The organism is Amycolatopsis sp. NPDC005003 (genome assembly GCF_053600695.1).
Genome location: NZ_JBSGAI010000031.1, coordinates 12404 through 31817 on the forward strand (window position 1 = coordinate 12404; position 19414 = coordinate 31817).

20 protein-coding genes are annotated in these 19414 nt (G+C 71.6%); 4 read left to right on the plus strand and 16 right to left on the minus strand.

The genetic code is table 11. The features are described from left to right. Nucleotides 1-63: 63 nt before the first annotated feature. Complete coding sequence (locus ACWED2_RS30950) at nucleotides 64-726, minus strand: DUF1707 SHOCT-like domain-containing protein (protein WP_449694040.1); 663 nt, start codon at nucleotides 724-726, stop codon at nucleotides 64-66. Between ACWED2_RS30950 and ACWED2_RS30955 the strand changes: the two genes are divergently transcribed. Beyond that, the gene (locus tag ACWED2_RS30955) at nucleotides 631-1827 is read left to right on the plus strand and encodes a hypothetical protein (RefSeq protein WP_449694041.1); all 1197 of its coding nucleotides are present in this window, start codon (nucleotides 631-633) and stop codon (nucleotides 1825-1827) included. The two genes, ACWED2_RS30950 and ACWED2_RS30955, sit on opposite strands and share 96 nt — an antisense overlap. 3 nt (nucleotides 1828-1830) lie before the next feature. Here the strand turns inward: ACWED2_RS30955 and ACWED2_RS30960 are convergent, their stop codons facing one another. The 3 genes from ACWED2_RS30960 to ACWED2_RS30970 are packed head-to-tail and all read right to left on the minus strand — an operon-like array spanning nucleotide 1831 to nucleotide 4819. Continuing rightward, complete coding sequence (locus ACWED2_RS30960) at nucleotides 1831-2490, minus strand: response regulator (RefSeq protein ID WP_449694042.1); 660 nt, start codon at nucleotides 2488-2490, stop codon at nucleotides 1831-1833. Further along, on the minus strand, nucleotides 2487-3623 hold the full coding sequence (macS, locus tag ACWED2_RS30965) for a MacS family sensor histidine kinase (protein WP_449694043.1): 1137 nt from the start codon (nucleotides 3621-3623) through the stop codon (nucleotides 2487-2489). The genes ACWED2_RS30960 and macS overlap by 4 nt, the downstream gene beginning before the upstream one ends. Continuing rightward, the gene (locus tag ACWED2_RS30970) at nucleotides 3620-4819 is read right to left on the minus strand and encodes an AI-2E family transporter (protein WP_449694044.1); all 1200 of its coding nucleotides are present in this window, start codon (nucleotides 4817-4819) and stop codon (nucleotides 3620-3622) included. Before ACWED2_RS30970 ends, macS begins: the two co-directional genes overlap by 4 nt. Before the next feature lie 263 nt (nucleotides 4820-5082). Between ACWED2_RS30970 and ACWED2_RS30975 the strand changes: the two genes are divergently transcribed. Together ACWED2_RS30975 and ACWED2_RS30980 are read left to right on the plus strand one after the other, a co-directional pair. Then, the gene (locus ACWED2_RS30975) at nucleotides 5083-6060 is read left to right on the plus strand and encodes a hypothetical protein (RefSeq protein WP_449694045.1); all 978 of its coding nucleotides are present in this window, start codon (nucleotides 5083-5085) and stop codon (nucleotides 6058-6060) included. A gap of 206 nt (nucleotides 6061-6266) precedes the next feature. Continuing rightward, entirely contained in the window at nucleotides 6267-9569 is a 3303-nt protein-coding gene (locus ACWED2_RS30980; RefSeq protein WP_449694046.1) for a PE-PGRS family protein, read from the plus strand. 228 nt (nucleotides 9570-9797) lie between these two features. Here ACWED2_RS30980 and ACWED2_RS30985 read toward each other — a convergent pair whose 3' ends face one another. After that, nucleotides 9798-10568: a dioxygenase family protein gene (locus ACWED2_RS30985; protein ID WP_449694047.1), complete on the minus strand. Its 771-nt coding sequence runs from the start codon at nucleotides 10566-10568 to the stop codon at nucleotides 9798-9800. 67 nt (nucleotides 10569-10635) lie between these two features. Next, on the minus strand, nucleotides 10636-11028 hold the full coding sequence (locus ACWED2_RS30990) for a helix-turn-helix domain-containing protein (protein ID WP_449694048.1): 393 nt from the start codon (nucleotides 11026-11028) through the stop codon (nucleotides 10636-10638). Between the two features lie 66 nt (nucleotides 11029-11094). On the opposite strand from ACWED2_RS30990, the gene ACWED2_RS30995 reads away from it, so the two are divergent. Then, nucleotides 11095-11547: a MarR family winged helix-turn-helix transcriptional regulator gene (locus ACWED2_RS30995; protein ID WP_449694049.1), complete on the plus strand. Its 453-nt coding sequence runs from the start codon at nucleotides 11095-11097 to the stop codon at nucleotides 11545-11547. On the opposite strand, the gene dnaB is transcribed toward ACWED2_RS30995, so the two are convergent. The 10 genes from dnaB to ACWED2_RS31045 form a co-directional block, all read right to left on the minus strand. Continuing rightward, nucleotides 11544-12956, minus strand: coding sequence for a replicative DNA helicase (dnaB, locus tag ACWED2_RS31000; protein WP_449694136.1), 1413 nt, complete (start codon nucleotides 12954-12956; stop codon nucleotides 11544-11546). The two genes, ACWED2_RS30995 and dnaB, sit on opposite strands and share 4 nt — an antisense overlap. A 503-nt stretch (nucleotides 12957-13459) precedes the next feature. Next, nucleotides 13460-14251: an ESX secretion-associated protein EspG gene (locus ACWED2_RS31005; protein WP_449694050.1), complete on the minus strand. Its 792-nt coding sequence runs from the start codon at nucleotides 14249-14251 to the stop codon at nucleotides 13460-13462. 85 nt (nucleotides 14252-14336) lie between these two features. Then, nucleotides 14337-15689, minus strand: coding sequence for a hypothetical protein (locus tag ACWED2_RS31010; RefSeq protein ID WP_449694051.1), 1353 nt, complete (start codon nucleotides 15687-15689; stop codon nucleotides 14337-14339). 1 nt (nucleotide 15690) lies between these two features. After that, nucleotides 15691-16287 carry a DUF3558 domain-containing protein gene (locus tag ACWED2_RS31015; RefSeq protein ID WP_449694052.1) on the minus strand — a complete coding sequence of 199 codons (597 nt, stop codon included), beginning with the start codon at nucleotides 16285-16287 and terminating at the stop codon, nucleotides 15691-15693. Next, a complete protein-coding gene (locus ACWED2_RS31020; protein ID WP_449694053.1) occupies nucleotides 16284-16637 on the minus strand; it encodes a hypothetical protein in 354 nt (117 codons plus the stop codon). Before ACWED2_RS31020 ends, ACWED2_RS31015 begins: the two co-directional genes overlap by 4 nt. Nucleotides 16638-16778: 141 nt before the next feature. After that, entirely contained in the window at nucleotides 16779-17240 is a 462-nt protein-coding gene (gene rplI / locus ACWED2_RS31025; RefSeq protein WP_003098743.1) for a 50S ribosomal protein L9, read from the minus strand. 15 nt (nucleotides 17241-17255) lie between these two features. Continuing rightward, on the minus strand, nucleotides 17256-17504 hold the full coding sequence (rpsR, locus tag ACWED2_RS31030) for a 30S ribosomal protein S18 (RefSeq protein WP_003098744.1): 249 nt from the start codon (nucleotides 17502-17504) through the stop codon (nucleotides 17256-17258). 51 nt (nucleotides 17505-17555) lie between these two features. Then, on the minus strand, nucleotides 17556-18062 hold the full coding sequence (locus ACWED2_RS31035) for a single-stranded DNA-binding protein (protein WP_206784298.1): 507 nt from the start codon (nucleotides 18060-18062) through the stop codon (nucleotides 17556-17558). Between the two features lie 17 nt (nucleotides 18063-18079). Continuing rightward, nucleotides 18080-18406 carry a 30S ribosomal protein S6 gene (gene rpsF / locus ACWED2_RS31040; RefSeq protein ID WP_200876551.1) on the minus strand — a complete coding sequence of 109 codons (327 nt, stop codon included), beginning with the start codon at nucleotides 18404-18406 and terminating at the stop codon, nucleotides 18080-18082. Between the two features lie 114 nt (nucleotides 18407-18520). Further along, nucleotides 18521-19399: a hypothetical protein gene (locus ACWED2_RS31045; RefSeq protein ID WP_449694054.1), complete on the minus strand. Its 879-nt coding sequence runs from the start codon at nucleotides 19397-19399 to the stop codon at nucleotides 18521-18523. Between the last annotated feature and the right edge of the window lie 15 nt (nucleotides 19400-19414).

Sequence of the window (19414 nt, forward strand, 5' to 3'; positions counted from 1 at the left end):
GGCCTCCCCACCCGATGCCTGGGTGGGGAGGCCTTCTTGACGCCGGGGGCAGAGGGGCCCCGGCTAGCCGAAGAGCCCGCGCCGCGGGTGCCGGACGACCAGCGAACCGCCGTGGACCCGGCCGCTCAGCACGTACCGGGGGTTGCCCTGCCGTCCGTTGCTGCGCGTCTTGTCCTCCATCGAGCCGAACTTGACGTCACCGATCGCGTTGAGGTCCACCGCGGCGTGCTCGGGGATGATGATCTCGACCGAGCCCCACTTGGCGTCCAGCTCGAGGTGCACCACCGGCGACTGCACCTGTGCCTCGGTGAAGTCCAGCTTCGTCGAGCCGTACTTGTTGCGCACCACCAGCTGCGACGGCACCACCCACGGCCCGCCGCGGACGAGCGACGAGTACTTCGCGTTCAGCTCGACGCGCTGCCCGGTCGCGTAGCCGGGGTATCCCACCGGGGGCGCGTACGCCGGAGCGGCGGCCAGGGCCGCGGCCGGGTGGTACAGGCCGGCCAGGTCGGCCAGCACGGCGTTCAGCTCGCCGCGCGTCCTCGACGCGAGTGCGCGGTCGGTGCGCTCGGTGAACTCGTCGAGGTCGATCATGCCGCGGCCGATCGCCTTCTGCAGCACGCCGACGACGTGCTCGCGCTCGTCGTCGGACACCCGGAGATCGCGCTCGCTCAACGGCTTCGTCTCGGTCACCGGTTCCGCCGCCGCGGTCTCTTCCTCGCCCATGTCTTCGATGGTAGAACCGGATCTCACCAGGGAGATCGGGGGAAAACCCTGAACGGACCCGTAGTCCGCGCCGCCGCCGCCGTCGCGGCCGTCGTCCTGCTGTCCGCGTGCACCAACAAACTCCCGGCGCCACCACCGCCGCCGTCGGCTCCCCTGGCGGAGCTTTCCGGCATCCAGGCGACCGGCGGCATCGGCGTCACCGCGCTGCTGCCGACCGCCGGGCCCACCCTGTTCGACGCCGACCGCGGGCCAACGGCCACCCCGCCCGGCTACCCCGGCGGTGACGTCCAGCTGGACGTCGTGCGGGTCGAGAAGCACCTCGTCCTGACGGTCCGCCCGCTTTACCCCCGGGACGGCGAGCCCTTCGAAATCGTCGAGTACACCGGGCCGTCGAGCCCGCCGCGGTCCCTCGGCCGCGCCTGGTCGGTCGCTCCGGACGCCGGCGGCGGAGGCGTCTGGCTGATCCGGCAGGACGCGCCGGACGACTGCCGCCTCCAGCACGTCTCGTTCTCCGACGGCGAGCTCGGCCACGGCCAGCCCGCCAGCTGCCGCACGCAGGTGCGGACCGAGACCAAGCACGGCCTGCTGATCACCATCAACGGCGGTGCCGCCGAGTCGACCGACACCCTGATCGACCCGGCGACCGGCCGCACGGTCCGGCAGGCCCCGCGCATCCTCGGCGCCGCCGGCGACTGGCTGCTGCTCGACGGCCTGACCGACCTGACCCTGGTCGACCTGCGGGACAACAGCAGCAAGAAGCTCAGCCGGCCCTCGATCGGCCCGGCGCCCACCGTGGTGCCCTCGCGCGAAGGAGCCGTCTGGGCCGTCGACTTCGCGAACCCCGCCTACCGCAGCACCAGCACGCAGACGCGGGACATCTGGCTGCTGCGCCCGGACGGGCCGACCTGGGACCACGCTCCCGGGATGCCGTTCGTCACCGAGCACCTCAAGCGCGGTGGCGGCTTCGACTGGTCGGACGCCGGTGACCTGGTGCTCGCCGACCGCGTCCTCGCCGCCTGGCACCCCGGCGAACCGCAGTGGCGCCTGGGCCAGGCCGCCTTGCCCGCCGGCAACTGGTCGGGCTTGGCGGTCCTGCCCTGAGCCTCACTCCTCGTCGAGGCCGTGCTCGATCGCGTACCGGGCCAGCTCGACGCGGTTGTGCAGCTGCAGCTTCCGCAGCGTCGACTGCACGTGGTTCTCCACCGTGCGGTGCGAGAGCACCAGCCGCTCGGCGATCTGCCGCGCGGTCAGCCCCTTCGCGACCAGGCGCAGGACGTCGGTTTCGCGCTCGGTCAGCCGCGGCGGCTCGGCGCCTTCGGCCGGCGCGTCGGCCATCCGCCGGTACTCGCCGAGCACCAGCCCGGCCAGGCCCGCGGTGAACACCGGGTCGCCCGCGGCGGTGCGGTGGACGGCGTCGACCAGCTCCACCGCGGACGCCGACTTCACCAGGTAGCCGGACGCACCGGCCTTCACCGCCTCCAGCACGTCCTTGTGCTCGCCGCTCGCCGAGAGCACCAGCACCTTCGTGGCCGGCAGCGCCGCGGTGATCTCGCGGGTGGCGTCCACGCCGGACGTGCTGCCGAGGTTGAGGTCCATGAGGACGACGTCCGGCTGCACGGTCCGGGCGATCCGCAGCGCCGCCTCGGCGTCCGGCGCGGTCGCCCGGACGTCGAAGCCGTGTTCGGTCAGGTCGCGGGCCACCCCGTCCCGCCAGATCGGGTGGTCGTCGACCACCATCACCGAAATCCGCGGTTCGTCGCTCATCTCGCACCCCTCGTGCTCGGCACCCTGACCTCCCACTCCGTGCCCCGGCCGGGCCCGGTGTCGAGGGTCGCGCTCCCCCCGAGGTCGCGAACCCGTCCCCGGATGGATTCCACCACGCCGAGGTGCCCTTCCGCGGCGGCTTGCTCGAGAACGCCGTCCGGTATGCCCGGTCCGTCGTCGCGGATGCTCACCACGACCTCGTCGCCGAGGTCCTCCAGCAGCACCCACGCGCGCGCGTCCGGGCCCGCGTGCTTCTCGACGTTCGACAGGGCTTCGCGGGTCACGGCGACCAGCTCGCCGGTGACGTGCGCCGGCAGTTCGACGTCGTCCGCCGGGGCCGAGACCTGCACCGACGACGTCGCGAGCACCTGCAACGCGGCGCGCAGGCTCATCGTGCCGCTGTCGGTCAGCTGCACCGGCTCGGTCGTCACCAGCGACCGCAGCGCGATCTCCTGCTCGCCGGCCAGCCGGGCCAGCTCCGCCGCTTCGCCGCCGACCTCGTTGCCACGCTTGCGGACCCGCGCGAGCACCTGCAGCACGCTGTCGTGGATCGACCGGGCCAGCCGCTCCCGCTCGGCGGTCGCGGCTTCCTTCCGCAGCGCCTGCTCCAGCCGCGCCGCCGACCGGCGGGCCATCGTCGACGCCATGCCGACCAGCAGGCCGGCGGCGGCGAGCAGGACACCGTCGCGGGCGACGTCGAGGTCGAACTTCTCCCGCGCCAGCGCGGTCGCCACCCCGACGACCAGCCCGGCGAGCACCCCGCCGGCCGCGCCGAACCGGGCGCCCGCTGCCACCGGCGGCACGGCCGCCCACACCGTGGTGATGAGCGGCACGTTGAGCGCGAACTGCGCGTCGCTCAGCACCCAGGGCGAGGTCAGCAGCAGCCCGGTGGCCAGCACGAGGTCGAAGACGACCAGCGACGGCGGCCGCGTGCGCTCGCGCAGGTAGAGGAAGCTGCTGACGACCGACCACTGCGCCATCACGCCGAGGACCGTCCACGCCAGCCACTCGCGCCGGTACTCACCGCTCTGGACGATCACCGTGCCGCAGGCGAACGCCCAGGTGAGGAAGCGGAAGGCCAGCACGCCCCGCCACATGGGCGTGACGGGGTCGGGCGTCCGCCGGACGGTCACTTCTCGTCTTCGCCGCGGGTCGGCACCGTGGCACCCGGGGTGCCCGGCTCGGCGTCGTTCGGCTGCGCGGCCTGGTCCTTGAGGACGTTCACCTCGGCCGGATCCGGGTCGGTCTCGTGCAGCAGGGACCGGACGCCCGCGTTGAGTACCGCCAGGATCGGCACCGCCATCAGCGCCCCCGCGATCCCGCCCACGACCAGGCCGACGGTGATGGCCAGGATGACGGCGAGGGGGTGCAGCTTCACCGCGCGCCCGAGCAGCAGCGGCTGCAGCACGTGGCTTTCCAGCTGCATCACGCCGACCACGATGGCCAGCACGATCACCGCGCCGATGAAGCCGTTGGTGACGAGGGCGATCAGCACGGCGATGCCACCGGTGAGGAGCGCGCCGATGATGGGGATGAAGGCGCCGAGGAACACCAGCGTGGCCAGCGGGATCACCAGCGGCACGCCGACGATCCACAGCCCGATGCCGATGCCGACGGCGTCGACGACCGCCACGGCCGCGGTCGCCCGCACGTAGCTGACCAGCGACGCGAACCCGCGGCGCCCGGCGACGTCCACGCGGTTGCGGACCCGGCCGGGTGCGACCCGGACCAGGAACGTCCAGATGCCGTCGCCGCCGCTGAGGAAGAAGATGGTGATGAACAGCGTGAGCAGGAAGCCGGTGACGATCTCGCCGACCGTGCTGGCCGTGGTCAGCGCCGTGTCGGTGAGCCAGCTCTGGTTGTTCTGCAGGAACCCGAAGACCTGGTTGATGAACTCCTGGATCTGCTCCTGGCGCAGGTGCACCGGACCGTTGATCAGCCAGTTCTTGATCTGGTTGAGGCTCTCGTTCAGCTGCTTCTGCAGTTGCGGCAGGCCGCTCGAGAACTGCGTGACGACGAAGGTCAGCAGACCGCCCAGCACGGCGAGCCCGGCGATCAGCACGATCGCCGTGGCGAGCCCCCGCGGGAACCGGACCGCCACGAGCTTCTGCACGGCCGGCGCGAGCAGTGCCGAGAGGAGCAGGGCGATGCCCAGCGGGATCACGACGACGGACAGGCGGCCGATCACCCATCCCACGACGTACAACGCCGCGGCCACCACGATCAACCGCCACGCGAGTGCGGCACTTATGCGCAGGCCCCGGGGGATCAGCCCGGTGACGTCCTCGTGCTCCGGCAGGAACGGGTCTTCGCGTCGCGCGTGGGTCACTGGCTCACCGTAGCGGCTGGACTGCCCGATTCGGCCTCTTTCCCGCGGCCGCGTCCGACACGCGTGACGGCCAGGCATGATCACTGAACGTCAGAGCGGATTACACCGTGTGTCTTTCACACGATGGGGGCATCAAGTCGTGTCGAGGGTGCGCGGCGCCGCGCCGGTTTGATTAGGTCGCTTCCGCAACAACCGGATCACGAAGCTGTCGACGACGGGGCCACCGGCCCCGTCCCCGAAAACGGAGAACGAGGAGACGACGAGTGGCGACCACGGCGACGAACGAGGGGCAGGGCGCGAAGCGCGTCGGCCGTCTCGTGTCGCGTGCGCTGCTCCTGCTGGGTGGCGCGATGGCGGGTACCGCCGCCGCGTGGCTCGTCTCCGACGCCTCCGCGGCCGCCGACACCGTCCAGGTGGGCACCGCCTCCGTCACCCCGGTCACCGACGCCACGACGGCCGGGATCGGCGACGCGAGCCGCGGCACCGGGCACTTCGCGGGCGAGGTCGCCGGCGGGGTCGCCGACGCCGCCTGCCACCAGGACGCGACGACGTGGAGCGAGCCGCAGGCCCCGCGCTGCGGCCGCACCGACGCCGGCACCGTCGGGCACGAGGTCTCCGAGACCGTCAGTGCCTCGGTCACCGACCTCGCCGACGACGCGGTGCTGAGCCCGGCCGAGCGCACCCTCGGCGCGGTCGAGCACATCGCGCGCAAGCCGGAGGACACCCGCCAGGTCGTCGAGCAGACCATCGCCCCCGCGCCGGCCACCGACTTCGGCCGTCAGGTGTGGCAGCTGCTCGACCCGGCCGGCCACGGCGACCTGGTCCCGCTGCCCGTCCTCCCGGGCGTGGCCCCGGTCGAGGACGAGCCGCTGACCTCCGGTACCGGCGAGGAGGCGGGCACGCCCGCCGTCTCGACCGTCGAACTTCCCGCCGCGCTGCGAGCCGCGCTCGCGATGCCGGCGGGTGGACAGCACGACGTCACCGGTGCCGCGGGCCAGTCCCGCGACGGGCACCGTGAGCTGCCGTCGCCGCTGACTCCGGCGCAGCTTCCGATCGCGCCGGCCGTCCCCACCGCCCCGGGTGGCAGCACGGCCCCCGGTGGACACCTCGACGGCTTCAACTTCGGCGTCCCCTTCTGGACGACCGAAGCCGTCGACTCCGCCGTCGCGGCGATGAGCCGCGCCGGCCTGCGCCACTCGCTGCGCACCCCGGGCGAACAGCCCGGCGTCACTCCTGACTGAACACCTCCCTCCACGGGTCGCTGACGTACCCACGTCCGTCCTTCGCTGACGGCGTCGCGTCCGCGCAACACCCGTGACACGGCGGTGCGCTTTCTCGCGCCCGCAAGAAGTTCCACCTCCCCCTGGTGCGGCTCGGACTTGTCCCGATTCGACGAGCGCACCTCCATGAACCCGCAAGGGAACCCGAAATAAAGGAGAAAAACCCCATGCAGACGTGGGCAAAGCGCGGACTCCAGACCGCATTTGTCACGGGTGGGTTGCTGATGCTGGGCACCGGCATCGCCTCGGCTGACGAGAACGTCAGCCCTGACACCCCTGCCTCGCCGCTCGACCTGAACGTCACGGCTCCGATCCAGGAAGCCAACAACGCGGTCGGCACCCCCTTCGGCCAGCTGGACCTGCCCGCCGGGCAGACGGAGCTGAGCACCAAGCCGGTCACCAAGGCCGCGAACGAGGCTGCGAAGCAGCTCGACGACGCGAGCCCGATCAGCGAGAGCACCCTCGGCGGGGCCAGCAAGGCCGACGGCGCGGGCAAGTTCACCCCGGGGCACAACAACCTCAAGGGCAACAAGATCACCGGCGACGTCGTCGTCCCGATCCAGATCGTGGACAACGCGATCGGCGTGATCGGCGACGCGAACGTCGCGGGCACCGACCACTCGCAGACCTGGAGCCACGACCAGGACGTCAAGACGACGGGCCAGGACTCCAGCCTCGCGGGCAACGCCGTCGTCCTCGACTGGGCGCTCCCCGTCCAGATCGCCGGCAACGGCGGCGGGGTCGCCGGCGGCACCGGCCGGGTGACCGGTGGGTCGGCCAGCCAGAGCACCACCGAGACCGGGGACGTCGCCACCAACGGCGACGGCTCCGCGCTGTCCGGCAACGTGGTGGCGGGCCAGTTCGCCACCCCGGTGCAGGTGACCGGCAACGCCGCGTCCTACCTGCTCGGCAACGGGCAGAGCCACGGCTACTCCGCCGACACCGTCGCCGCCTCGGGCGGCTCGCTGCTGAGCTCGGGCGACCACGCCTCCGGGTCGGGCAACGTGGTCGGTGCGCCGATCGCCCTGCCGGTCAAGTTCAACTGCAACTCCGGTGCGGTGTGGGGCTCGCTGTCGAACTCCGACGGCTGCAACACCTCCGCCGACGCCACGGCCGGCGCCGACCGCACGGTCCGCGGCGGCAGCCCGACCTACCTCGCGACCAGCGGCAACGACTCGTTCCTCTCCGGGAACGCCGGGTCGGCCGCGCTGTCCCCGATCGCGAACGTCGCGGGTGTCGCGGGTTCGTGGATCGGCAACGCCTCGGCGGGCATCCCCTGCGCCGGCAGTTCCTCCAGCACTGTCGACTCGGGTGGCCTGGTCACGACCGCCGGTGACAACTCGAGCGGGTCGGGCAACGTCCTGAACCCGTCGGTCGCGCTGCCGGTCGAAGCCTTCGGTGTGGGTGGCACCTACATCGGCCAGGCGGACGCCGTGCACGACAACACGACCGACGCCAACGCGGGCGACGGCAGCTACACCCGGGGCAACGGCGCCGTCCTCGGCGGCAACACCGTGAACACCCAGGCCGCGGGCGCGCCCGAGGTCTTCGGCATCGGCGGCAGCCACATCGGCAACGCGACCGGCACGGCGACCGAGGACAAGACGGTCACCGCCGGCGGGTACGACGGCACGCTGGGCAACAACTCGTCCGGCTCGGGCAACATCGTCCAGGTGCCGGTCGCCCTGCCCGCCGAGGTCTTCGGCGTCGGCGGCTCGTTCATCGGCCAGGGCTCCGGCGCGGCCGACGAGACCAAGGTCGTCCACGGCGGCGGCGGTGGCAACACCAACGACGACAACGGCTTCCTGAGCTCGAACCTGGGCGCGGCCCCGCTGTCGACCCCGGTGCAGGTCGCCAACATCGGTGGCGCCTTCATCGGCCAGGGCCACGGCAAGGGCTCGACCGACACGACGTCCATCGCGGGCGGCGACCTCAAGGCCGCCGGCCCGGCCGGCGCCGGTGCCGGCAACATCATCGAGGCCCCGGTCGCGCTGCCGGTGCAGGCGATGGGCGTCGGTGGCGCCCTCGGCGGCATCGGCACCGGCGAGAACGACAACATCACCGACGCGAAGGCGGGCGGCGACGCGCTGACCGACGGCCGCGACGGTGCGCTGACCGGCAACATCGTGAAGGCCCCGATCGCGGGCGCCGGCACGGTGTTCGGCGACGGCATCGCCGCCGCCGCGCTGGGCACCGGCAAGGGCACCAACGACGTCGCGTCGGAGGCGGGCGGCGACGCCACCACCAACGGTGACCGCGGCAGCGTGGCCGGCAACATCGTCGGCGTGGACCCGCTGGCGGTGGCGCAGGTCTTCGGTGACGCCGCCAGCGTCGCGGGTGTCGCCAAGGGCGCCGGTGTCAACATGACCGCGGTCGAGAACGCGGGCGACGACACCACCTCCGGTGTCGAAGGCGCGATCTCCGGCAACATCCTCGACCTGCCGGTGACCGCGATCGCGCAGCTGTTCGGCGACGCGGTGACCGTGGGCGGCGTGGCGCACGCCGTCGGCGACAACATGCTGACCACGCACAACGGCGGCAAGGCCGTCACCGCGGGCGACCAGTCGGCGCTGTCGGGCATCAACGCGTACCACGCGTTCGCGCTCCCGGTGCAGATCTTCGGCGTGCCCCTCGAGCTGCTCGGGGTCGCCACCGCCCACGCGACGGACGCCACGAGCATCGACGAGGAGGCCGCGGACGCCATCGCGTTCCCGGCCGAGGGGTCGGAGCTGGCGGCCGACGAGCTGCCGTCGCTGGCCGCCCTCCGCAGCAGCCTGCCCACCCAGGGCGAGATGCCGTCGGTGGACGGGCTGACCGGCAAGCTGCCGATCACCAAGCTGCTCGGTGGGCTGCCGTCGTTCGACGGGCTGACCAGCGCGCTGCCGCTCGCCGGGCTGCCCACCCAGGGCGTGCCCACCCGTGGCCTGCCCGCGCTGCCGGCCACCGCGCCGGTCGCCGAGCGCGCTGACGTGCCGTCGGCGGGCGGGCTCACGAAGCTGGTGCAGCTGCCGGCTCTGCCCACCGCCTCGGTGCTGCCCGCAGTGGCCGGGCTGGCCGCCGTCGGTGAGGCCCTGCCGGGTGGCACCGAGCGTGCCGACCTGCCGACCGGTGGCCTGCCCGCCCTGGGTGGCGTTCCGGCGCTGCCGAAGCCGACCCTGCCCACCGCCTCGGCGCTGCCCGCGGTGACCGGGCTGTCGGCGCTGGGCTCGCTGGGCTCCCTCGGGGGCCACGGCACCGAGCGTGCGGACGTGCCGGCCGCCGGCCTGCCCGTCGCGCTGCCGGCGCTGCCCGCGGTCCTGCCGGGTCGCACCGAGCGTGCGGACCTGCCCGTCGCGCTGCCGGCCGCGCCGGCCGTCCCGGTCAACGCCAAGCTGCCGGTGCTCGACAGCACCCCGCAGGTCCCGGCGATGTCCGGCCTGGACTCGACCGGCTTCCTCGCGAAGCTGCTGGGTCTGGTGAAGCGCAAGTAGTGCGGTGAAGCCGGCGGGTGCTCCGGAACCGGGGAACCCGCCGGCCCACGAACCCCGCTGTCACGGCGGCCGGCGCTCCACCGCGCCGCGAGGGCGACCTCGCACGGAGCGTTCCGGCCAAGAGACCGCGGACGCGGGACCACCCGCGAACACCGAATAGCGCTCCTTCCCTGGAGACGGCGAGCCCCAGGAGCCACCACGGCTCCTGGGGCTCGCTCGCGTCCCGGGTCAGGAGAACTGGAGGGAACGCTTCGCCAAGCCGTGCCAGAAGCCGTCGATCACCGTGCGCCCGGAGCCCTCGTCCGAGGTGGCGCCGAGGGAGACGAACAGCGGCGCGAAGTGCTCGATCCGCGGGTGGGCGAGCGCCGCCGCCGGCGCCTTGCGCCGGAAGTCGAGCAGCGTGTCGACGTCGCCGCTGCGCAGCACCTCGTCACCCCAGTGGTCGAACTCGGCCGACCACGCGGGCGGCGTCCCGTCGGTGGCGCGGGCCATGCCGCTCAGGTTGTGGGTGAAGAAGCCGCTGCCGATGATCAGCACGCCTTCGTCGCGCAACGGCGCGAGCTTGCGGCCGACGTCGAACAGCTCCCGCGGGTCGAGCGAGGGCATCGAGACCTGCAGCACCGGGATGTCGGCGTCCGGGTACATCTCGACCAGCGGCACGTAGGCGCCGTGGTCGAGGCCGCGCTCCGGGGCGTCGCGCACCGGCGTCTCCGGCGAGCGAAGCAGCTTCCGGACCTTCTCCGCCAGCTGCGGCGCGCCGGGAGCCGCGTACTTCACCTGGTAGTAGCGCTCGGGGAAGCCCCAGAAGTCGTACACGAGCGGCACGGTCGTCGTCGCGCCGATGGTCAGCGGCGCCTCTTCCCAGTGCGCCGACACGACCAGGATCGCGCGCGGCTTCGGCAGGTCGGCCGACCAGGCCGCGAGCTGGCGGGTCCACGTGGTGTCGTCGGCGAGCGGCGGCGCTCCGTGGCTGAGGTAGAGGACCGGTGTGCTGGTCATCGACGGCTCCAGTGTTTGAAAGTTCAACTACTAGAGTAATCGACGTCCGCGCGTCCCGGGATATTCCTCAGGCGGCTTCGAGGTTCGCGGCGCACTGCGCCAAAGTCCGCAGGGTGGCGCGGTAGTCGTCCTCGCTGATGCCCGCGACGGTTTTCGCGCGGAACTCCTTGATGCGGGCTTCGACGCGGGCGTGTGCCTCGCGGCCGGCGGCGGTCAAGGCGCCGTCCTCGGCGACCCAGCCGCGGGCACGCAGGTCGGCCACCTTCGACGTCATCGGGCCCTCGCCGGCGACGAACGGCGCCATCGCCGTGTCGACCTGCTCCGGCGTGCGGGCGCCGAGGGCGATCGTGTTGAGTACCTGCCAGTGCCGGCGGGTCAGTGACTCCGCGTCGAGGACCTGGTTCATGGAGGATTCGAGGAGCTCGTGGAGGTGGCGAAGCCACCAGCCGAGGGGTTTCATGAGGACTCCGATATGTCAGCGAGCAACTACATGTAAAAGTACATGTAGTTTGGAGGTGGGGCAACCATGACGGACGCCGTGGCCGACGTCGAGCGCGCCATGATCGCGATCCGCCGCAGCCAGCAGCGGCGGGCGCTCAGCCGGATCGGCAAGGCGAGAGGGCGCGGCGCGCACGACCCGGTGTTCGAGCTGCTCGACGTCGTCGAGGAGCTCGCCGAGCGCGGGGAACCCGGCACGGTGACGGCCTTGGCCGCGGCGATGGGTGTCGACCAGCCGCGCGCCAGCCGGCTCGTGGCGCGCGCCGTCGAGCAGGGGCTGCTTCGCCGCGAAGCCGATCAGCGCGACGGACGGCGTGCGGTGCTCGTGCCGACCGAGGCCGGCCAGGCGCACCTCGACGAGCTGCACGCCTTCCGCCGCGGGGTGTTCGCGGAGGTCATGGCGGACTGGCTGGAGGAGGACCGCGAGACGTTCGGCAGGCTCCTCACGGCCTTCGTCCGCGGGTACAGCGCCCTCGGTTAATCGTGCGAGAGGTCGACGAAGCGGCTGTAGTGCAGCTGGTGCGCGACGGTGATCGTCGCCGTCGGGCCGGCGCGGTGCTTCGCGATGATCAGGTCCGCCTCGCCCGCGCGCGGGTCGTCCCGCTCCCAGGCGTCGGGGCGGTTGACCAGGATGACGAGGTCGGCGTCCTGCTCCAGTGAGCCGGACTCACGCAGGTCGGACAGCATCGGGCGCTTGTCCGTGCGCTGTTCGGGACCACGGTTCAGCTGGCTGATCGCGATCACCGGGACCTCGATCTCCTTGGCCAGCAGCTTCATCTGCCGCGAGAACTCCGAGACTTCCTGCTGCCGCGACTCGACGCGCTTGCCCGAGGTCATCAGCTGGAGGTAGTCGAGGACGACGAGTTTGAGGTCGTTGCGCTGCTTCAGCCGCCGCGCCTTCGCCCGGATCTCCATCATCGTCATGTTCGGCGAGTCGTCGACGAACAGCGGCGCCTCGGAGACCTCGCTCATCCGGCGGGCCAGCCGCGTCCAGTCGTCGTCGGACATCTTGCCACCGCGCATGTCGGCGAGGCGGATCTTGGCCTCGGCCGAGAGCATGCGCATGACGATCTCGGTGCGGCTCATTTCCAGCGAGAAGATGACGCTGGTCAGGCCGTGGCGGATCGACGCCGAGCGCGCGAAGTCCAGCCCCAGCGTCGACTTGCCGACACCGGGGCGCGCGGCGACGATGATCATCTGCCCCGGGTGCAGGCCGTTGGTCAGCTCGTCGAAGTCGGTGAACCCGGTCGGGATGCCCTGCGACTGGCCGCCGCGCGAGGCGATGGCGTCGATCTCGTCCATCGTCGGCTGCAGCAGCTCTTCCAGCGCGACGTAGTCCTCGCTGGTCCGCCGCTCGGTGACGTCGTAGATCGCGGCCTGCGCGCGGTCGACCACTTCGTCGATGTTCGCGCCGTCGGCCGCCGCCGCGCCGTAGCCGTACTGCACGATCCGGGTGCCCGCTTCGACCAGCCGGCGCAGCACCGCCTTCTCCGAGACGATCTCCGCGTAGTACCCGGCGTTCGCCGCTGTCGGGACCGTCGCGATCAGCGTGTGCAGGTAGGGCGCGCCGCCGACGCGGCCCAGCTCCCCGCGCCGCTCCAGCTCGGCCGAGACGGTGATCGGGTCGGCGGGCTCGCCGCGGCCGTAGAGGTCGAGGATGCAGTCGTAGATCGCCTGGTGCGCGGGCCGGTAGAAGTCGTCGGGGCCGAGCGCCTCGATGACGTCGGCGACCGCGTCCTTCGACAGCAGCATGCCGCCGAGCACGGACTGCTCGGCCGCGATGTCCTGCGGCGGCTGGCGGTCGAAGCCCCCACCGCCACCGGGACCGGGGTCGCTCGGACCCGGGTCTCCCTCCGCATACATCGGACTGCGGTCGTCGGTCAGCGCCACCGCCCCGGACACCTCCTCATCGTGTCGAACACCCGTTCGATTATGCCGGATCTTCGCTCTCGAAGCACGTGGCCGGTGCTCATGCGCCCGGCCACCGGACCCGTCCCCGATGATCGGCGACAACGCCGGCCGGCTGCCGCAGACACGCGGAGCGCCACCGTGAGTACAGGCCCGAGCGGGCACGCTAGATCCCCCGGACGGCCGATGGCAATTCAGGGTGGGGACCCTTCTGTGGACAACCTGGGGATGAACGGGGGTAACCAATCACAGGTGCTGCGAGAGCTGTGGACAAGTTGGGGACAAGCGTGATCGGCTTTGGTGAATACGCAGGTCAAACGCTGTGTATAAGGTGTGGAGAACTCGCGGAAAACTCGTCCGGCGTGTCGCGGGAAGTCCGTTCTTCGGCGTGTCGTGGACCAGCTCGAACCCATTGAACCGCGTGACCTGTGGATGAATATCACGGAGGGTAGACGCGTCACTCGGTGGGCTGAACGGCGCGTTCGTCAGGCCGCGGTGAGGCGGCCCTGTGCGCTGCGTAACCGGTCAGCGAGAACGCGCTGGTCGGCCGGGGTGAAGGCGATCCGGTTCTCGCCGCGCCCCGGAATCTCCTCGGTCAGCCATCGGCCTTCCGAGGTATCGATGTAGTTCACCGGGCGTTCGATCCGGTGCCGGGCGCCAGTGCGGTTGCGGGCCGCGACGTAGAGGCTGCCGCTCCCCATCCGGCGCAACGCGAGGATCCGGCGGAGCTCTTCGACCTCCTGCGAGCCCTCGGCCGGGCGGTCGCTGCGGAGCACCGCGAACCCGACGCCGTCATCGCCGCGGGCCGTCCCCTCGATCTGGCTCTTCGGCACCGCGAGCGGCGTCCCGCGGCCGGGCGCCAGCTTCGGGATCTGGCCGAGGAAGTCGTCGAGCAACTCGTGCGGCTTCGTCGACTCCAGCACGACGACGTCCAGCTCCTCGTGCTTGGCCAGCACGAACGCCTCGCCGCCGGCGCTGCCCGCGAGCAGCCGGTAGCTCACCGGCTTGCCCTGGAACCCGCCGTCGATCCAGCCGTAGTACTCCAGCTGCGGCCGGGCGATCGCTTCGATCGTCGCGACGAACCCCGGGTGCATGCCGCGCGGGCCGAACAGCCCGGCCTTGGCGAGCTCGGCGTTGGTCCGCTCGTCCTCGGCGCGCTGGGCCTCGTCGCTGTACCAGGTGGGCGTCTCGGACAGCACCGTGTGCGGCTCGCCGCCCCGGCGCCGGATCAGGTTGATCAAGGTGCCGGTCGTGATCGTGACCTGCCTGTCCAGCACCGCGCTTTCCCCCAGTAGATCGTTGGTGAACCCCGCACGAGCCGGGCGCGCTCATCTTGGCACGCGCCCGGCCGTCCCGCGTGCGCTACTCGCCGATGACCGGCGGCGCGGTCAGCTCGTCGGTGCCGAAGATGTCGTTCGGGTCGTCGCCGAGCAGGTACTTCGACGTGCGTTCCTCGTCGCCGCCGCCCTGGCCCTTGGCGCCGCCGGGGTGCATGCCGCCCATGCCACCCATCCCGGACGCACCGGCGCGACCCGCGCCCGTGCCGCCCATCGCGCCGCCGGCACCCGCCCCGCCCCGGCCGGCCCCGGCCGCGTCTCCGGCGCCGGGCATGGCCGCCCCGGTCGAGCCGCCGGGCCCGAAGCCGACGCCGCCCGGGCCGAAGCCCGCCGACGGGTCGCCGATCCCGCCCGAGCCGCCCGGGCCGAAGCCGCCGCCCGGGATGGAGAAGTCGCCCGCGCCACCCGCCCCGCCGGGACCGAAGCCGCCGGCCCCGGGGATCTTCGGCGGCGTGAACCCCGACGAATGGGTGCCGTCGCTGAAGTTCGGCGGGGTGTAGTTGCCCGCGCCGGGGATCTTCGACGGGTCGTAGTTCCCGCCCGGCACCTTCGAGGGGTCGAAGTTCGGCGGCCTCGACGGGTCGAAGCCCGGCACCTTGCCCGGGTCGAAGCTGCCACCGGGGGTGTTCGGCTGGCCGGGGAAGGACGGCACGCCGCCCGGACCCGGCATGTTCACGCCGGGCACCGAGCCGGTGCCGTTGGGGTTCCCGCTGCCGTTGTTGCCGTTGCTGTTGCCGTCTTCGCCCGGCTTCTTCTTGCCGTCCTTGCCGCCGCCGTCGACGTTGACGTTCTCCTGCTGACCCTGCAGCGCGGCGTACGCCGGCATCTTCTGGCCGTTGTCGTTGCTCGCCTTGTAGTAGGTGTTGAAGGCGTCGACGTTGGCCTGGCCCTTGGCGTTGTAGTCGCGGATCGCCCGGTCGGTGTCGGTCGTCCACGGCGTCACCGCGTTGAGCAGGTTGTTCTTCGGCGGGTCCTTCGGCACCTGCTGCACCTGCGCGTGCACCGTGGTGAAGGCGTTGTGCTGCTCGCCGAGGTACTTGTCCGAGTCGGTGAGCTTGGTGCCGGAGTCCTGCATCCACACCCGCAGCGGGTGGGCGCCGGCGTTCTGCGCCGCCTCGGCGCCGCCGCCGGTCCAGGCCGCGTCCATCTCCTTGGCCAGCGCGTCGATCGTGCCGAGCCGTTCGGCGTACGCGCCCTTCAGCCGGCTCGCCGCGGACTGGCCGTTTTCGATCGAACCGGCGCCGGGGCCGGTGGTGATCTTCTCCCAGATGTCGTAGCAGTCGATCTTGCGGTCACCCTGCACCGACGTGTGGTCGTCCGAATGCGTCGTCGCCATGTTGTACGCGGCGAAGCCGCCCAGGAGCACCAGTTCCAGCATGTCAGCCCTCCTTCAACGTCTGCACCATCGCCTCGCCGAACTTCTGCGCCACCGGGCACGGGTCCGACGCGCCGGCGCCGTGGTCGTACTGCACCAGGATGTTGACCGACAGCTCGTCGGTCACCCCGACGAACAGGCCGCACTTGCCCTTGTTGCGCGAGTCCAGCGCCGCCGCGTAGACGGCCGGGTAGCCGCCGATCTGCGTCTCTTCCCAGTACGCGTCGTTGGCCTTCGTGTCGTAGACGTCGCTGAGCCCGTTCTTGTTCGCTGTCACCGTCGTCACGTCGATCTGGTTGCCCGGGTCGGCGGTCTCCTGGAAGGTGCAGCTCGGGCCGTTGCCCGTGGAGCGCGGCTCGCCTTGGCCGAGGCTGAGCGAGGAGCGCGCGGACGCCGACAGCGTCGCGCAGGCGTCCGAGGTGATCGACGCGGTGTTCAGCGGGCTCGGCACCTTCGGCGCGGAGCCGCCGCCGGCGGCCTCGCTGCTCGATACGGCCGTGGACGGCGCCGGGTTGGCGGTGCCCCGGGTCTTGGCGCCGCAGCCGGCGAGGGCGAGCACGGCGCAGGCCAGCGCCGGGACGGCGATGAGTCGTCGGTTCACGTGGCCTGGTTCCCCGTCTTCGAAAGGTCGGCGGAGGCGTCCGACTCCTTGGTGGTGATCTTCTGCTTCGCGGCGGTGAGCGCGTCGATGTAGTTCTTGACGTAGTCCTGCATCTTCTGGTTCTGCTCGAGGAACGCCTTGCCGGAGGGGTTCGCGAGCTTTTCCCAGTCGCTGCTGGCGAACTCCTTGCCGGGCGCCTTCACGTTCGCCATCAGGTTGGCGTCTTCGAAGTCGCGCTTCAGGTCGGCCTGCAGGTCCTGCCACTTCTTGATGACGCCGTCGATCTTGTCGGCGTCGAACGTGAAGCCGCCGCCACCGGCCGGCGCGGACATGTTGACCTCGTTAGCCATGCGATCCCATCCCCTTCGCGTCCTCGCCCATTCTCCTCCGACGCCGCCGCGGTGTCCGAGGTTCCCCGGAAAGCGTGAAGGCGGGCCACCCACCAGGGGTGACCCGCCTTCTCACGACGTACTGCCTTACTGTGCCGACCCCTACTGGGCGACGGCCTTGACCTCGAGCCGCACGTCGACCTTCACGTCCGGGTGGAGCCGGGCGCCGACCGAGTGCTTGCCCACGGTCTTGATGTGGTCGCGCAGCTCGATGACGCGCTTGTCGAGCAGCGGGCCACCGGCCGCCTTGATCGCGTCGACGATCTCGCCGGCGGTGATCGAACCGAAGAGCTTCTTCGAGCCCTCGGCCGCCTTGCCGGTGAGCTGGATGGCGCCGAGGCCCTCCAGCGTCGCCTTGATCTCCTTGGCGTGGTCGAGGTCGCGGATGCGACGGCTCTCCTGCGCGCGCTGGATGGTGCGCACGTTCTTCTCCGCGCCCTTGGAGGCCACGATCGCGTAGCCCCGCGGGAGCAGGTAGTTGCGCGCGTAGCCGTCCTTGACCTCGACGATGTCGCCGGGGCCGCCCAGGTTGGCCACGTCCGTGGTGAGGATGATCTTCGCCATGTCTCCTGCCCTCCCTTAGCGCGCGGTCGAGGTGTAGGGCAGCAGCGCCATCTCGCGGGAGTTCTTGACCGCGATGGCGATGTCACGCTGGTGCTGGCTGCAGTTGCCGGTGACGCGACGGGCACGGATCTTGCCGCGGTCGGAGATGTACTTCCGCAGCAGGTTGGTGTCCTTGTAGTCGATCAGTTCCGGGCGGCCCTTCTTCTCGGCCTTGCAGAACACGCAGACCTTCTTCTTGGGCTTCCGAATGGGTGGCTTGGCCACTGTCTACTCCTGGAAATCAAATCTTGTGGATGTGTGCGCTCTCGCGCGAGATCAGAACGGGGGCTCGTCCGAGAAGCCGCCGCCACCGCTGCTCGCGGCCGGGGCGGAACCCCACGGGTCGTCGGCCGGCATTCCGCCGCCGCCACCGCGGTTCCCGCCGCCACCGCCGCCGCCGAAGTCACCGCCGCCACCGCGGCTGACCTTGTTGACCTTGGCCGTGGCGTAGCGCAGCGAGGGGCCGATCTCGTCGACCTCGAGCTCGACGACGGTCCGCTTCTCGCCTTCCTTCGTCTCGAACGACCGCTGCTTCAGGCGGCCCTGCACGACGACGCGGGCGCCGCGGGTCAGGGATTCGGCGACGTTCTCCGCCGCCTGCCGCCAGATGTTGCAGCGCAGGAACAGCGCCTCGCCGTCCTTCCACTCGCCGGACTGCCGGTCGAGGGTGCGCGGGGTGGACGCGACGGTGAAGTTCGCGACCGCCGCACCGGACGGGGTGAAGCGCAGCTCCGGGTCGGACGTCAGGTTGCCGACCACCGTGATGACGGTGTCTCCAGCCATCGGGGTTCCCCTTGGGCTCAGGCCTTGGCGGCAGCGGGCTTGGCCGCGGCGCGCTTGACCTCGCGACGCATGACCTTGGTGCGGAGCACGGTCTCCTGCAGCGAGAGCTGCCGGTCGAGCTCCTTGACCGCGTCGGCCGAGGAGTTCAGGTCCAGCAGGGCGTAGATGCCCTCGGCGTGCTTCTTGATCTCGTACGAAAGGCGGCGGCGGCCCCAGACGTCGACCTTCTCCACGGAACCGCCCGAAGTGCGGATCACGTTGAGGAAGTTGTCCAGCGTGGGGGCGACCGTGCGCTCGTCGAGCGTGGGGTCCAGGATGACCATTACCTCGTAATGGCGTGACACAACCACTCACCTCCTATGGGCTCGCGGCCACGGGCTGTCCGTGGCAGGAGGGTTTGTCCAGGTAAGGCTACCTGGGGGTACCGACAGGACCGGACAGTGGGTCTTCTCGGGGGGTCAGGCGGCCCGGCGCAGCACCCAGGTGCGGACGAGCCCGGCGGTCACCCCGGCGAGCACGATCACCGCGATCAGCATGGGCAGCTGCACGTCGTTCGGCGCGCTGTTCGAGGCCAGCGACTGCGCGTTGCCGGCGTCGCGGATGTCCGCGCCCTGGCCGCTCTGGCCGCTTTGGTCGCCGGTCTGCGGGGCCGACACGTCACCGGGGAGGGTGCCGTTCGCCGGGTAGCGCACGCCGGGGGCGACGGCCGTGCCGGCGGTCGCCGTCGGGATGCCGCTGTAGTCGCGCATCGGCGCGCTGCCGCCCGTGCCGCCGGCGGTGCCGGGGTTCAGGTTCGAGAGGTTGCCCGACGCGCCGCCGGGAGCGGTGTCGGCGCGGCCCTGCGTGGCGCCGGTGCCGCTGCCCTGCTGGGCCGGGGTGCTGGGCGCCACGTAGTTGCCGGCCAGCAGCGTGAGACCGCAGCCCTTGGCGACTGTGCTCTCCACGCTGTCCAGGGTCTTGTTCCAGTCGAACCCGAGGCCCCACGTGCCGGAGTTGGCCAGCGCGGTGCGCACGGCCTTGCCGATCGCGGCGCCGCTCGCCTCGCCACCCGCGGCGTTCGGCACCTGGCCCACCGGGATGGAGTGGATCTTGGCGATGGAGTCACCCGCCCAGCTCCCGACCGCGAGCGTCCCGGCGTTGTTGGCGCCGTTGGTCACGAGCGTCTTGACCGAGGTCCCGTCGATCGCCACCTGGTCGCCCATCTGCCCGGTGACCGAGCCCGTGCAGCTGTTGCTGACGAGGGTGGTCGCGGCGGAGGCGGTGCCCGTGGAAAGGAATGCGCCGCCGACCAGGAACGCGGCGATGGCGGTGACGGTCAGGGTCTTCCGCACGAGCATTTCCTCCGGGGTTAT

Bases quoted from the DNA above. Each gene is read 5' to 3' on its own strand.
- ACWED2_RS30960 (WP_449694042.1), bottom strand. From the start codon at position 2,490: ATGAGCGACGAACCGCGGATTTCGGTGATGGTGGTCGACGACCACCCG.
- ACWED2_RS31010 (WP_449694051.1), bottom strand. From the start codon at position 15,689: ATGCTGGAACTGGTGCTCCTGGGCGGCTTCGCCGCGTACAACATGGCG.
- ACWED2_RS30995 (WP_449694049.1), top strand. From the start codon at position 11,095: ATGACGGACGCCGTGGCCGACGTCGAGCGCGCCATGATCGCGATCCGC.
- ACWED2_RS30950 (WP_449694040.1), bottom strand. From the start codon at position 726: ATGGGCGAGGAAGAGACCGCGGCGGCGGAACCGGTGACCGAGACGAAG.
- ACWED2_RS31035 (WP_206784298.1), bottom strand. From the start codon at position 18,062: ATGGCTGGAGACACCGTCATCACGGTGGTCGGCAACCTGACGTCCGAC.
- ACWED2_RS30980 (WP_449694046.1), top strand. From the start codon at position 6,267: ATGCAGACGTGGGCAAAGCGCGGACTCCAGACCGCATTTGTCACGGGT.
- ACWED2_RS30985 (WP_449694047.1), bottom strand. From the start codon at position 10,568: ATGACCAGCACACCGGTCCTCTACCTCAGCCACGGAGCGCCGCCGCTC.
- ACWED2_RS31020 (WP_449694053.1), bottom strand. From the start codon at position 16,637: ATGGCTAACGAGGTCAACATGTCCGCGCCGGCCGGTGGCGGCGGCTTC.
- ACWED2_RS31045 (WP_449694054.1), bottom strand. From the start codon at position 19,399: ATGCTCGTGCGGAAGACCCTGACCGTCACCGCCATCGCCGCGTTCCTG.
- rplI (WP_003098743.1), bottom strand. From the start codon at position 17,240: ATGGCGAAGATCATCCTCACCACGGACGTGGCCAACCTGGGCGGCCCC.
- ACWED2_RS30990 (WP_449694048.1), bottom strand. From the start codon at position 11,028: ATGAAACCCCTCGGCTGGTGGCTTCGCCACCTCCACGAGCTCCTCGAA.